The organism is Endozoicomonas sp. ALB115, from assembly GCF_049310245.1.
GTDB lineage: Bacteria > Pseudomonadota > Gammaproteobacteria > Pseudomonadales > Endozoicomonadaceae > Endozoicomonas.
Window position 1 is genome coordinate 1 of the sequence record NZ_JBLYZG010000053.1, and the last position, 15188, is coordinate 15188.

At 53.3% G+C, this 15188-nt stretch carries 3 protein-coding genes; all 3 read right to left on the minus strand.

All coding sequences use genetic code 11. From position 1 onward, the window contains the following. Positions 1–1866, minus strand: a 1866-nt coding sequence (locus ACO6VE_RS18935) for a hypothetical protein (RefSeq protein WP_422462891.1), incomplete at its 3' end; no start/stop codon positions are given. A gap of 396 nt (positions 1867–2262) precedes the next feature. After that, on the minus strand, positions 2263–8511 hold the full coding sequence (locus tag ACO6VE_RS18940) for a transglutaminase domain-containing protein (RefSeq protein ID WP_422462892.1): 6249 nt from the start codon (positions 8509–8511) through the stop codon (positions 2263–2265). Between the two features lie 275 nt (positions 8512–8786). After that, positions 8787–15104 (minus strand): transglutaminase domain-containing protein, encoded by a 6318-nt coding sequence (locus ACO6VE_RS18945; protein ID WP_422462894.1) that lies wholly within the window; start codon positions 15102–15104, stop codon positions 8787–8789. Positions 15105–15188 lie beyond the last annotated feature (84 nt).

The window sequence follows — 15188 nt, forward strand, 5'->3', positions numbered from 1 at the left end:
GGCTGGCAGGGTGTTCAGGATGGCAGCAATGCCATCACGATCAACCCCTTCCATGGAATCCGGAAATATCCCACTGATCTGAGCTTTGACAAAACTGTAAATGGTTACATTACCCCGCACCGGATGGGCCAGTAACTTATTCAGGGCCTTACGCCAGTGAAAGGGCTCCAGAGTCCCGGCGCGATCCAGCCGCTGTTCAATGGGGAGCTGAGCCTCCAGCAGTTTCAGAAACTCAGCCGGTGCCTGAACCGGAATGACCGGATAACTTTTATCCGGGCTCTGGGGCAATGTCCGAATGCGAGACAAAAGACGGCCTAATGGCCCAATTGCATCGGGATGGCGGGACGAAAAGGGTTGGATCAAACCGGGGGCGGCCATAATGGATTCTGCCAAAATGGACTCAGCTTTACCGAGCTCAGCTGTTTCAGGCTCAACACTGTCAGCCTCTACACTGCCTGCTGAGCAATCACTCCGGGTATCCTGCTGCTGTTGCCAGCGCTGGAACCATCGACTCTGGTCAGGCAGTCGGTCAGCGGGCCAGATTATATGCAGCTGGCAGTGGGGCAGAGCTTTTTTCTGGCCGTAAATCCAGAGATAGGGCTCAGGTGCCAGTAGTGACTCCAGATGCCCTGCCAGGGTCGGGGTATGTTCCAGCCCGGACAGCACCACCGGTTCACCCTTAAGCAGTTGTGTCAATAACGGGGTTGCTCTCAGCTGGAAACGCAACTTGCCTGACATTTTCAGCTTGCTGGTAAACCAGAGCTCCTCCCATTGCTGACCGGTGGCCAGTCGGTAACAGTCGGATTGTGCCACAACATTGGCAGCGATATTGGCAACACTGCCGGTATACAGCCTGACAACACTGTCACCGGAGGGTTCTGGCAAAGTGCCTGTCACCAATCCGGGGGCGACAGGCAGTGATTCCGTCCGATGTTTCAGGATCAGCCATTGCTCATCGGTCAGTTCACCGCTGACCAGCAGCTGGTCAAATTCGCTGGCCATCTTATGAAAGGTATCGATCTTTTGCAGGGTGTTTTCCTGTGCGGACAGATCACTGAAGACCGCGTCGAAATTGTGGGTATTGATAACCCCGCAGGTTTTACCGGGTAACACCGGTGTGTTGTTGACGGCTTGTTTGAATGCCGTGATATTCTCGGTCGGGGTGTGATATTGCTGCAAGACCAGCGACGCTGGCAGCTCCACCCGTTCACCATTGGCGATGAAGTAGCCTTGCTCAAGAATGTCCGACAAATGTTGCCAGAATGGGCTTTTGGCATCCGGTGGGTCCACCAGGCAGATGGTCACAGGGTCAGGCTGGCTGCTGATCAATCCGTTGCGAAAATACTGTTCTCCATTATTGTTGATGGCAAGGTTGCCAAACAGGCTGGCAAAGACATCCTGACCCGCACAGTGAATCAGCAAACTCCCCGGCTCTGGCGGCTCCGTGCGCTGGCTTACTGACCAGGATGGCACCGCGGCCGGGGTGACATTGAAGGTTGCTGAAGAGTATCTGTCCCGGGCAAATATCCGACGCCAGAAATCCGGTCCGGGAGCATCAGGCTGATTTATTAAATCGTTTTTGGCCAGAACAACCCGGCTGACTGTCGTGCTGATGGGGATGCCATCCAGCCGGGGTGGATTCTCCAACAGCTCATTCAATGAGGCCAGCTGTCTGGGCCTGAGGTTGTCACAATCGAAAATCAGGGTGATGGGCACTGACTGATAAATAAGCCCGGGACGCTCGGTTTTTTGTCCGGGAGCTGGATAATAGTGCAGCCTTCTTAACGGGTGATGATCCAGGTCGTCCGGATGCCGGATAATAAAAAGGAACCCGGTGCCTGTCCTTTGCCGATACCAATGGATCAACACCTCCTTCCCAGCCTTATCATTTTCAGAGTCGAAAAAATGAAACGCATCGCCTACCGGTGATGCCGATTGTTTCAGATGGCTGATGCAATCTGTGATGGGCGTGATGTTACGGATTGGGCTGGAATGCGCACTATCTGCTAATGCCTGTTGGACTAAATATGACTGCTCATTTTTGACGGGCAAAACCTCAGTTACGAGCATTTTTTTACGGATTTTACTGGGCTGTGGAGGATCGCCTGTAGAATTTGCCAGCCTTTTTTGTGCTTTTACAACAGGATGATCACCGGGCTGAATAGGAAGCATGAAAATAGTACTTTTCTGATAGTAATTGCGGTCCGTCAGTCAATTTGGATGGTGTAAACCGGCAAAAGTTCCTTTGTACTAAGACTCATCTCAATACCCGCCTAAAATAGTTGCATCATGCTCATTGAGCAGTCGTTTCACGGTTCCCAGCGACTCCCGGCAATCCAGGGTAAGACCCGGAGAAAAAATCCCGCTGCCGATCAGGTCGAAACTTTGTCCTGCCGAACTTTCAAAGATGGTTACCCGTTCACGGAAGTTGCCAACGATCAGGACCCGGAATCTTTTCAGGTCTTTACATATCACCGGGGTATATATTTCCGCAGAGCGTTGATCACTGATCAGGCGAATTAACTGTCGGTTATTTTCTGCATCATTGATGTGATCCCCTAAGTTCCCCATGCTCGGGGGCTCAGGGAACTCCTCAATAAACGCTGCTCCGGTCAGTTTGTTGGTGCTTCGCAGGAGGGTGTACAACGCCCTGTCGATCAAAAACCGGGCAGACAGTATCAGGGTATTGGTTTCCTGATAGTACGTTGATTTTTGCGGAAAACAGGGCTCACCACGGATCAGTCGGGCAATATCCGGTTTGCCCCGGGAGGCATGACTCCAAAAAACTTCGGTAGCCGCCACCTGTGGCAATTTTTCCCAGGAGTACAGCAGGGAAAAATGGTCGGCCTCCGGACTGTCGTGGACATTTTTCAGATAGACTTTATCGATGGACTCAAGCCGGAACAGGCGCTGGTATATTCGTTGAGCGATGCCATTATGATCAAAATTTAACCGGATAATGGTCTGCAGGCTTTGCACAGGCAGGACGGGAAAATCATTCGGGCTTTGCAAATACAGTTGCCAGGCAAACTCCGACCACTCACAGAAAAGACGTCTTTCGGGAGACCGCTCATCGGTTGACCTGATGAGCATACAGTGGCTCCAATCGATAATGGCTTTTTTTTCCGGGGGGGCCAGGGTGGCAAAATGGTCAATGGCATGTCGGGCCGCCAGCAAATATTGTTCCGATACCCAATCACAGGCAATTTCCATGGCAAAGACATAACGTTCGCGGCTTGGTGATATTTTGTAAGTTCGTTCTGATAGTAAATCCCTGAACATGGGGATAGGGCGGAAATTTTTTCGGAACTTTTCCAGAAAGGTGTCCTGGATTTGTTTTATCGCCTCTTGGGGTAATTCAGATTGAGTACACTTGTGTTGCTGGAGCAGAGAAGCGGCCAGTGACAATATCCCCTTCCAGCCATCAGCGGCTCCGTCCTGAGCGTAAGGCGAATTGACGGGTGCCACTGGCGCTGACTTGAAAATATTGTGCCATTCCGGCTCTGATGAATAACTGAAAGTGGAGCTGCCAGCGCCCCCTAAATCACAAAGTCGCCACCCATTGCCGGATCTGACCTCAACGAAAGCATGTGAGCCCGATCGTACTATACGGGCTTCAATACCCCAGTAAAGACAGAGTAATTGAAACAGAAACCCACGATGGCGGCAGGTTCCCTGTTGTTCCTGCAACAATTGCTTGGCCAGGTTGATGCCGGTTTCGTCAAAAGGACGATCGTAAGAAAATGCCCTGAACCAATCGACAAGGGCCAGTAGCCGTTCGGACAGATTGTCTATCTGCCCTATTTCCCGCAACTTCCGGTATCCCGGAAAGTGAGCAGGATCCCCGCTGAACACCTCCTGATCCAGATGCACTTTGATCAGCGGAGGGCACCGCAGGGGCTGTGTGTTAATGGGATCATTAGCCGTTAACGGCTGAAAATAAGTCAGATCGGGCTTAATAATAAAATCCACCGTCACCGGTTCCGAGAGTCCGGAACGAAGAAAGTATTGGTCGGTGCTCCTATCCAGTGCCAGCTGCGTCTGTTTCGGAATGGACCTCAAACCGGTCAACCGGTCGTTGGGGGTCAGCGATGGCAATAATTGCCAATTGTGGCCCGGTTTCAGTGTCATGCGCCCGGGGGTTTCGCCGGTTTTCAGATAGGTTCGCCCGGTTAACAGGGGCAAAAGCTTGCTCTGATCCATGAGACGCATTGGTAAAGGGCTTTCAACTAATGTCTGGTCAGTGGTCACATCGGCTGTGAACAGCTTCAGTCTGTACAGATGGGGATCCCATTTACCGGGAAAAAACCGGGTTGCATGAAAGTTGCCAGACACACCAGGGAGCAGGCCCAGACTGAAAGCCTGCGGTAATACAGTGGCCGACCTGCTGGAAGATCCCTTTTCTGATGACTGTACAAGAATATAGGGCCACTTAAATGTGCTTGTACGCTTTTCCAGATAGGGTTGCCACTCCCGGCTCAGACCCTCAGGCCAGCAATCCATGGAGGTTCTGCCCAATCGATCGGCCGCCAGCAGCAGCTGCGGCAACGTCAGTTCAAGGGGAATGCGTTGCTGTCGGAAATCATCGTTAAGGGCACTGGCGCAATCGGTCAGCCACCGACTCAGATCCTCAGATACCCCAATGGCTTGTAGCCTGAGCCGATAGTCATCCCGGGTATCATGGTGGATATGAACGCCGGTAAATCGGCTGGTCAATGATGGCGGGAATGCCGTCCGTCCGGGATAGGTGGGCGGATTAACGGTACCAATCAATTTGAACCCGGCCTTGTGAGGCAGCGGCAGGCGGTCATTGAGAAACTCTTCCAATGGCCCGGAAGGAATAATATTGAGTTCACTGACCACCAGCACCTCACCCAGACGCCAGGCGCGGTTAAAGGCCTGCACAAACTGGTTAAACTGGTCCGGAGCTCCATTGAGGTGCTGATAGCCTCTACCGGTTTGCTGTTGCCAGGTGGTCAGGGTCAGCAGTAACAGGGCATCCTTACCCCACCCGGCAATACCTTCCACCACCATGGCAACTCTTCCCGGTTCCCTGAGTTGCAGAAATTGCCAACAGGTTTTTATGTACTCTCTGGTGGCCGGAGTATCGATGACCAGTGGCGTCGATTGCTTTTTGTTCACCTGTGCCAACTGTCCGAAAAACTGTGTGAAGGCCCGCTGGTGCTGGTCCAGCAATGAAGGGTCCACCTTGCCGGAACTGTGCCGGTAATCCCTGAGTGCTTGCCATTCGGGGCGTTGGTCCGGATCGATCCGCCCACCCAGACTTTGCCCGCACGCTTCGTCAGCCAGTGCCAACATCTGGGCCTGGCTGGTGGGACAGGGTGCATCCGCCGTGATCAGCCGGAACCGGGCCATGATGTCTTTCAGGTCCCTTGGCGTCAGCTCATAGTCTGTGGATACCTGTTTTCTGTACTCTGCCAATAGGGAAAGGATGGTGTCCGAAGCGGTGGACCTCAGCTCCAAGGGCCAGGTATCCGGCAGGAGTGGCTCAATGATGGCTTGTTGCAGAACGGACTCCGGCAGCGGCCGGTAATAGAGGCGCAGAATCCGGCGTTGCAATTCAGGGTCAAGATTCCGCCCCGGATAATTTCCCGGATTACCGGTCAACAAAACCCGGTGGTTATCTGTGAGCTCGAACGTCTGGCCATTGACGCAGAGCCGGGCAGGCGATTGCAGCAAACCGGTCAGTGGTGACAATAGTCCGTGCTGCACCAGGTTGGCTTCATTAATAACCAGCAGGCCCGGCTCGGAACCTTTGGCCCACTCCGTTATCTGGCCGGGTACCGAATGAGAGACCGTATTGCCCTGCCGGTCTCGTTTCAGGGAGACCGAACCGTACAGGTCTTCCCAGGTGGTGTTTGGTCCCAGGGTCAGGGTTTTCACTGTGTGCGGGTCAGGCTGTAGGCCAGCGGCAAGCCGGTTCATTGATGCCTGCCGCCGTTCCTGTAACGCTTGCCCGGTGGCGACGGCCAGACAGGATTTACCGGTACCCGCCGGGCCATTGAGTTCAATGATCCTGTGCTGTCTGAGCATGGTGGTGAGCTGTTCAAGCCGCTTGCCCTGTTGCTGCTGATGATGACAGCTGGCCTTCAGCCAATCTGAGGCCAGTGTCTGCAAAGAGGTTGTCAGCCCCGGAAAGGCGTGCTGAAGCGGCTGTTGCAGCTGCTCCAGTGGCGCAGACGGATGGCATTGGCTAATGGCGGTCAGTTGCTGGTTCAAGTCCCGGGCTTGCCGATGCACCGGAATACTCTGGCTGCCACAGACCCGCAGGGCATCGTACAGCAGACGCAGCCGTTGGCCGGAACAGGGATGAATATTGTCGTTCAGTACCGGCAACAGATCAGCCTCAATGCCCTGTTGAGGGAATATTGAGTGGATAATGGCGGCCATCTTCGCGGTGCAGCGCAGAGAAGGTTTGCTGAAGGTAGCGGGCAAATACTCGCCCAGTGCCGGTGCCATATAACGGGCCAATGGCCAGAAATGATCTACCAGATCCTTTGGGTGCTTCAGGGCTGGCAGGGTGTTCAGGATGGCAGCAATGCCATCACGATCAACCTCTGCCATGGAATCCGGAAATATCCCACTGATCTGAGCTTTGACATAACTGTAAATGGTTGTATTACCCCGCACCGGATGGGCCAGTAACTTATTCAGGGCCTTACGCCAGTGGAAGGGCTCCAGAGTCTCGGCGCGATCCAGCCGCTGTTCAATGGGGAGCTGAGCCTCCAGCAGTTTCAGAAACTCAGCCGGTGCCTGAACCGGAATGACCGGATAACTTTCATCCGGGCTCTGGGGCAATGTCTGAATGCGCGACCAAAGACTGCATAATGGCCCGATTGCATCGGGATGGCGGGACGAAAGGGATTTGGGGGCGGCCATAATGGATTCTGCCAAAATGGACTCAGCTTTACCGAGCTCAGCTATTTCAGGCTCAAAGCTGTCAGCCTCAACACTGCCTGCTGACCGATCACTCCGGGCATCCTGCTGCTGTTGCCAGCGCTGAAACCATGGACCCTGGTCAGGCAGTCGGTCAGTGGGCCAGACTATATGCAGCTGGCAGTGGGGCAGAGCTTTTTTCTGGCCGTAAATCCAGAGATAGGGCTCAGGTGCCAGTAGTGACTCCAGATGCCCTGCCAGGGTCGGGGTATGTTCCAGCCCGGACAGCACCACCGGTTTACCCTTAAGGAGTTGTGTCAATAACGGGGTTTCTCTCAGCTGGAAACTCAACTTGCCTGACAGTTTCAGCTGGCTGGTAAACCAGAGCTCCTCCCATTGCTGCCCGGTGGCCAGTCGATAACAATGTGCAGCAACATCATTGGCAACATTGCCGGTATAGAGCCTGACAACGCTATTACCGGAAGGCTCTGGCAAAGTGCCTGTCACCAATCCGGGGGCAACAGGCAGTGATTCCGTCCGATGTTTCAGGATCAGCCATTGTTCATCAGTCAGTTCACCGCTGATCAGCAGCTGGTCAAATTCGCTGGCCATCTTATGAAAGGTATCGATCTTTTGCAGGGTGTTTTCCTGTGCGGACAAATCACTAAAGACTGCATCGAAATTGTGGGTATTGATAACCCCGCAGGTTTTACCGGGTAACACCGGTGTGTTGTTGATTGCTTGTTTGAATGCCGTGATAGTTGCTGTCGGGGTGTGATATTGCTGCAAGACCAGCGACGCTGGCAGCTCCACCTGTTCACCATTGGCAATGAAGTAGCCTTGCTCAAGAATGTCGGACAAATGTTGCCAGAACAGGCTCTTGGCATCCGGCGGGTCAATCAGGCAGATGGTCACAGGGTCAGGCTGGCTGCTGATCACTCCGTTGCGAAAATACTGTTCGCCATGACTGTTGATGGCCAGGTTGCCAAACAGGCTGTCAAAGACATCCTGACCCGCACAGTGAATCAGCAAACTCCCGGGCTCTGGCGGCTCCGTGCGATGGCTTACTGACCAGGATGGCACAGCGGCCGGGGTGACATTGAAGGTTGCTGAAGAGGATCTGTCCCGGGCAAATATCCGACGCCAGAAATCCGGTCCGGGAGCATCCGGCTGTTTTATTAAATCGTTTTTGGCCAGAACAACCCGGCTGACTGTCGTGCTGATGGGGATACCATCCAGCCGGGGTGGATTCTCCAACAGCTCATTCAATGAGGCCAGCTGTCTGGGTCTGAGGTTGTCACAATCAAAAATCAGAGTGATGGGCAACGACTGATAAATAAGCCCGGGATGTTCGGTTTTTCTTCCAGGAACGGGGTAATAGTGCAGCCTTCTTAATGGGTGATGATCCAGGTCGTCCGGATGCCGGATAACAAAAAGAAACCCGTTGCCGGTCTTTTGCCGATAGAAACGGATCAATTTATCCTTCGCATCACTGGATTCAAAAAAATGAAACGCATCACCAACCGGCGATGCCGATTGCTTCAGGTGGCTGATGCAATCTGTGATGGGCGTGACGTTTCGGATTGGGCTGATATGTACACTCTTCGCTGCCACTTGTTGGGAAAAATGCAGCTGCTCATTTTTGCCTAAGACTGCTGTTACTCGTGTTTTTTCATCGGTGTTACCGGGCTGTAAAGAATCGTCTGCAGAATTTGCCAAACTTTTTTGAGCAGGGTGATTGGCGGATTGCGGTTTGTCATTGTGCACATAAACTACGGCACTGGGCAGAACAGGAAACATGAAAATAGTACTTTTCTGATAGTAATTTCGGTCCGTCAGTCAACTTTGATTGTGTAAAACGGGAAAAGTTCCTCCCTGATTTGGTACTGTTATTTGCGGTTAAAAAGAGTGGTGGCATCAGGCTCATTGATTAAGCGTTTTATTTTTCTCAGTGACTCCTGGCAATCCAGGGCAATACCCGGAGAAAAAATCCCACTGCCGATCAGGTTAAAATTTTGCCCTGCCGGACTTTCAAAGATGGTGACCTGGTCACAGAAGTTGCCGACGATTAACACCCGGAATTTTTCCAGGTCTTTGCATATTACCGGGGTATATATTTCAGCAGAGCGTTGATCGCTGATCAGGCGAATTAACTGCCGGTTCTGTTCTGCATGATCAATGTAATCAATTAAGAATGTGTCAGGTTGGTAAGGGAGTTCATCAAGAAACAGTGCCCCGGTCTGTCGATTGGTGGCCAGTTTGAGGGCATCCATCGCCCTGTCGATCAAAAACTGACTGGACAACATCAGGGTATTGGTCTCCAGGTAACAGGTTGATTTCTCTGGGAAACAGGGCTCACCACGGATCAGTCGGGCAAGATCCAGTCTGCCCCGGGAGGAATGGCTCCAATAAACATCGGTAACAGCCATCTGAGGCAATGTTTCCGAGTCATACAGCAGAGAAAAGTTGTCGGCCTCCGGACTGTCCCTGACATTTTTCAGCCAGGTTCTGTCGATGGACTCTACCCGGAACAGGCGCTGGTCCAGTCTTTGCGCCGTACCATCATGATCAAGATTGAACCGGGTCACGGCCTGCAGGCTTTGAACAGGAAGAACGGGAAAGTCATTCGGGCTGTGCAGATACAGTTGCCAGGCAAACTCCGACCACCGACAGAAATCATGCTGTTTTGGCGATTGATAATTTTTTGACCAGATGAGCATACAGTGGCTCCAGTCAATAATGGCTTTCCTTTCAGGAGGAGCAAGGGTATCAAAATGGTCAATGGCGTGTCTGGCTGCCAGCAGATACTGTTCCGGTGCCAGATGGTAGGCAATATCAAATGCGGTGATAAGAGGTCTGTGTTCTGACGAACTATTGTAACGTCGGGCTGACAAGTGCCTGCTCATGGGGATAGGGCGGAAATTTTTCCGGAACTCTTCCAGAACAGCATCTTTGACAAGGCTATTGGCCTCTTGAGGCAGTGCGAATTTAGAACATTGCCATTGCTGGCACAGGGAGATGACCAGTGACAGGAGCCGGTTCCAGCCGGAGGCATGACTGCCTGTAGCTTGTCCGACAGTTGGCTTGACTGGCGGCGTCGGCACTGATACGTAGATACCCACCCATTTCGGCTCAGGTAAGAATGTGACAATGCTTTCGATGCCCCATAAATCGCAAAGTCGCCACCCATTGCAGGATCTGACCTCAACAAAATCATGTGATTCCGATTTTACTATCCGGGCTTCGATACCCCAGTAAAGACAGAGTAATTGAAACAGAAATGCACGGTGGTGACAGCTGCCCTGCTGCTCCTGCAACAATCGCTTGACCAGGCTGATGCCGGTTTCGACAAAGTTATGCTCGTAAGAAAACGCTCTGAACCAATCAATCAGGGCCAGCAGCCGTTCGGACAGATTCCTTATCTGCCCTATTTCCCGCAACTTCCGATAGCCCGGAAAGTGCCCTGGTTGCTGGCTGAAAACCTCCTGATCCAGATGTACTTTGATCAGGGATGGGCATCGCCGGGGTTGCGTTTCGATGGGATCGGCCGACGTTAACGGCTTAAAGTACTTCGGATCGGGTTTGATAATAAAGCCCACAGCCACCGGTTCGGTTAACCGGGAACGGATAAAGTACTGGCCAGTCTGGTTGTCCTGTGCCAGCTCCAGTGCCTCTGCCGGGATGGTGTGCAGACCGGTTAAACGGTCTGCGGCCGTCAGTGATGGCAATGGCTGCCATTCGCTGCCCGGTTTCAGTATCAGGCGTCCGGTGGTTTCATCGCTTTTCAGATGACTGCGCCCGGCTAACATTGGCAAAAGAAAACTCTGATCGACAGGACGCTCTGGCAACGGGCTTCGCACTAAATTCTGATCAGTGGTCACACTGACGGTGAACAGCTCCAGTCGATACAGCGCGCAATCCCACTGACCAGGAAAAAACCGGGTTACATAATATTCGTTAGACACTTCAGGGGGAATTCCCAGGCTGAAAGTCTTCGGTGATGCCGAACCTCTGGAAGATTCTTTTTCTGCTGACTGGCCGGGAATAGAGGGCCATTCAAATTTAGGCTGGCAGCTGTCCAAATAGGGTCGCCACTCCCGGCGCAGATACTCAGGCAACTGCCCCATAGAGATGCGGGTCAATCGATCGGCGACCTGAAGCAGCTGCGGCAGCGTCAGCTCAAGGGTAAGGCGTTGCTGCCGGAGATTGTCATTGATGCCATGGGCGCAAGCGGTCAGCCACCGACTCAGTTCCTCTGATACCCCCATGGCTTGCAGCCTGAGCCGGTAGTCATCCCGGGTATCATGGTGGATATGAACGCCGGTAAATCGACTGGTCAATGACGGCGGGAATGCCGTCCGTCCGGGATAGGTGGGCGGATTAACGGTACCAATCAATTTGAACCCATCCTTGTGAGGCAGCGGCAGGCGGTCATTGAGAAACTCTTCCAATGGCCCGGAAGGAATAATATTGAGTTCACTGACCACCAGCACCTCACCCAGACGCCAGGCACGGTTAAAAGCCTGCACGAACTGGTTAAACCGGTCTGGTGTCCCATTGAGGTGCTGATAGCCTTTACCGGTTTGCTGTTGCCAGGTGGTCAGGGTCAGCAGTAACAGGGCATCCTTACCCCACCCGGCAGCCCCTTCCACCACCATGGCAACCCTTCCCGGCTCCCTGAGTTGCAGAAATTGCCAGCAGGTTTTTATGTAGTCTCTGGTGGCCGGAGTATTGATGACCAAAGGCTTCGGTCGCTTTTGATTCACCACTGTCAATTGGCTGAAAAACTGCTGGAAAGCCTGCTGGTGTCGGTCAAGCACCTGATCGTCAGCCTGGCCACCGCTGCACCAGTAAGCTCTGAGCGCTTGCCATTCCGATCGCCGGTCCTGGTCGATCCGCCCGCCCAGACTTTGCCGACACGCTTCGGCAGCCAGTGCGAATATTTGTTCATTGCTGGTGGGGCAGGGTGTACCAACAGTGAGCATTCTGAACCGGGCCATGATGTCGTTCAGATCCCTTGGTGTCAGCTCGTAGTCTTTGGATAACAGTTTTTTATACTCAGCGAGCAGAGACAGAATGGTGGCCGACGCGGTGGATCTCACTTCCATGGGCCAGCCATCCGGCATAAGTGGTGCAATGATGGCTTCTTTCAGGATGGACTGGGGCAGTGGCCGGTAATAGAGGTTCAGAATCCGGCTTTTCAATTCAGGATCCAGATGCCGCCCCGGATAATTCTCTGGATTACCGGTGAGCAAAACCCGGTGTTTTTCTGTCAGCCCGATCGTCTGGCCATTGACGCAGAGCCTGGGAGGCGATTCCAGCAGACCACTCAGCGGCGACAATAGCCCTTGCGGCACCAGGTTGGCTTCATTAATAACCAGCAGGCCCGGTTCGGAACTTTTGGCCCAATCCGTTAGCTGGCCGGGTAGCGAATGAGAAGCCAGGTGCCCCAACCAGTTTTTCTTCAGGGTCATGGAGCCGTACAGATACTCCCATGTGGTGTTTGGTCCCAGAGTCAGTGTTGTCACTGCCTGTTGGCCAAGCTTTGCGCCAATGGCCGCAACGAGCCAATGCTTTGATGCGTGTTGCAGTTTCTGCATTGCCTGCCCGGTGGCAACGGCCAGACAGGATTTACCGGTACCCGCCGGACCGGTCAGCTCAATAATTTTATGCTTATCGAGCATGGCAATCAGCTGCTCCAGCCGCCTGGCCTGTTGCTGTTTATGACCATGGCTGGCCTGTAGCCACTCCGTGGCCAGTGTTGACAACGAGGTTGTCAGCAGCTGTTCAGGAAAGTAGCGCAGCAGCTGCTGGTGCAGATGCTGCTGTAGCTGCGGGGTTGGCTCAGACGGATGGCACTGGGTAATGGCTAACAGTTGATGGTTCAGGACCATGGCTTGCTGATGCACCGGGAGCCCCCGGTGGTGGCTGTCTCTGGCAAAGGCCAGCAGGGCATCGTAAAGCAGGCGCAGACGATGGCCGTGACAGGGTTGGATGTTGCCATCCAGCACCGACAAATGATGTGCCTTGATGCCCTCTTCAGTGAATATTGCTTTGATAACGGCAGCCATCCTCACGATACAGCCGTGGGCAGGGCGTTCTTGCAAAGTTGCAGGCAGGCAGTCGGCCAGTGCAGGTGCCATATAACGGGCTAACGGCCAGAAATTAGCTAACAGGTCCCGTGGGCCCTGCTGGGCAGGCATGGTTTTCAGGGTGGCAGCAATGCCATCCCGATCAACCCCTGCCATGTGATCCGGAAACTGGGCGCTGATCTGTGCTTTGACAAAACTGTAAATAACAAAATCACCGCGCACGGGATGGGCCAGTAACTTATTCAGGGCCTTGCGCCAGTGGAAGAGGTCCAGAGTCTCGGCACGATCCAGACGCTGTTCAATGTGGAGCTGAGCCTCAAGCAGTGCCAGGAACTCAGAAGGTGCCTGAACCGGAATGACCGGGTAGCTTTTGTTCGGGCTCAGGGGCAAGAGCCGAATGCTCTTCAGAAGACGGCTTAATCGCTCCTTAGCCCCAGGATGGCCGGCGATAATGGATTGGGCGGGTTCGGCACGGCTGGTTGACTGACTATCCCCGACATCCTGTTGCTGCCAACGCTGGTACCAGAAACTCTGGTCCAGTAAACGGTGACCGGGCCAGACAATATGGAGCTGACAATTGGGCAGAGCAATTTTCTGGCCGTAAATCCAGAGATAGGGCTCAGGTGCCAGCAATGACTCCAGGTGCCCTGCCAGAACCGGGGTATGTTCCAGTCCGGTCAGCACCACCGGTTCACCCGCAAGGAGCCTGAGCAATAAGGGGGAATGACTCAGCCGGAAACTCAACTGACCGGAAAGTTTCAGTTTGCTGGTAAACCACAGCTCCTCCCATTGCTGCCCTTTGGCCAGGTGATAGCGGTGGGCGTTGCTGGCAATATGGGCAACATTGTCAGTATACAGCCGGACAACACGGTCACTGGAGGGCTTTGGCAAAGCGCCGGTCACCAACCTGGGGGGAGCGGGCAGTGATTCCGCCCGTTGTTTCAGGACCCGCCATTGCTGATCGGTCAACTCACCGGTAATGAACAGCTGGTCAAATTCACTGGCCATCTTCTGAAAGGTATCGGTCTGTTGCAGCGTGTTTTCCTGTGCGGACAGATCACTGAAGATCGCGTCGAAATTATGGGTATTGATAATCCCACAGCTTTTTTCGGGTAACACCAGTGTACTGGTTACTGCTTGTTTGAATGCCCGGATATGGGCTGTCGGGGTGTGATATTGCTGCAAAACCAGTGATGCTGGCAGCTTCACCCGTTCACCATTGGCGATGAAGTAGCCTTGCTCAAGAATGTCAGACAAATACTGCCAGAATCGGCTCCCGGCATCCGGAGGGTCCACCAGACAGAGGGTGACAGGTTCTGGCTGGCTGTCGATCATCCCTTTGCGGAAATACTGTTCTCCCGCACGATTGATGGTCAGGTTGCCAAACAGGCGGGCAAAGATATCCTGACCAGCACAGTGAATCTGCAAACTCCCGGGCTCTGGCGGCTCGGTGCGATGGCTTACGGACCGAACAATGGCCTCATGGTTGGGACAAGGGGAGTTGACGGGTGCTGAAGAAGGTCCATTCAAGGCAAATATCCGACGCCAGAAATCCGGACCAGGAGCGTCAGGCTGGCGTATTAAACGTGCTTTAGCCAGAACAACCCGGCTGACTGTTGTGCTGATGGGCCTGCCATCCAGCCGGGGTGGGTTCTCCAACAGCTCATTCAATGAGGCCAGCTGTCTGGGTCTGAGGTTGTCACAATCAAAAATCAGAGTGATGGGCAACGACTGATAAATAAGCCCGGGATGTTCGGTTTTTCTTCCGGGAACAGGGTAATAGTGCAGCCTTCTTAATGGGTGATGATCCAGGTCGTCCGGATGCCGGATAACAAAAAGAAACCCGTTGCCGGTCTTTTGCCGATAGAAACGGATCAATTCATCCTTCTTGTCCCCGGAGTCGAATAAATGAAACGCGTCGCCAACCGGCGGTGCCGATTGCTTCAGGTAGCGGACACAATCAGTGATGGGCGTGACATTACGTATTTCACTGAACTGTGGAAGATTGTCTGTAGAATTTGCCAGCCTTTTTTGAGCAGTTACTACAGAATGATCACTGGCTGGCGAATGGTAATTTTGCCCATAACCCGCAGCACCGGGATGAATAGTAAACATATAAATAGTTAGTTTTTATGTTAGTAAGTCCGAACAATCCACTAAATTTGATGCTGTAAACCGGGAAAAGTTCCTCCCTCACCT

Bases quoted from the DNA above. Each gene is read 5' to 3' on its own strand.
- ACO6VE_RS18945 (WP_422462894.1), bottom strand. From the start codon at position 15,104: ATGTTTACTATTCATCCCGGTGCTGCGGGTTATGGGCAAAATTACCAT.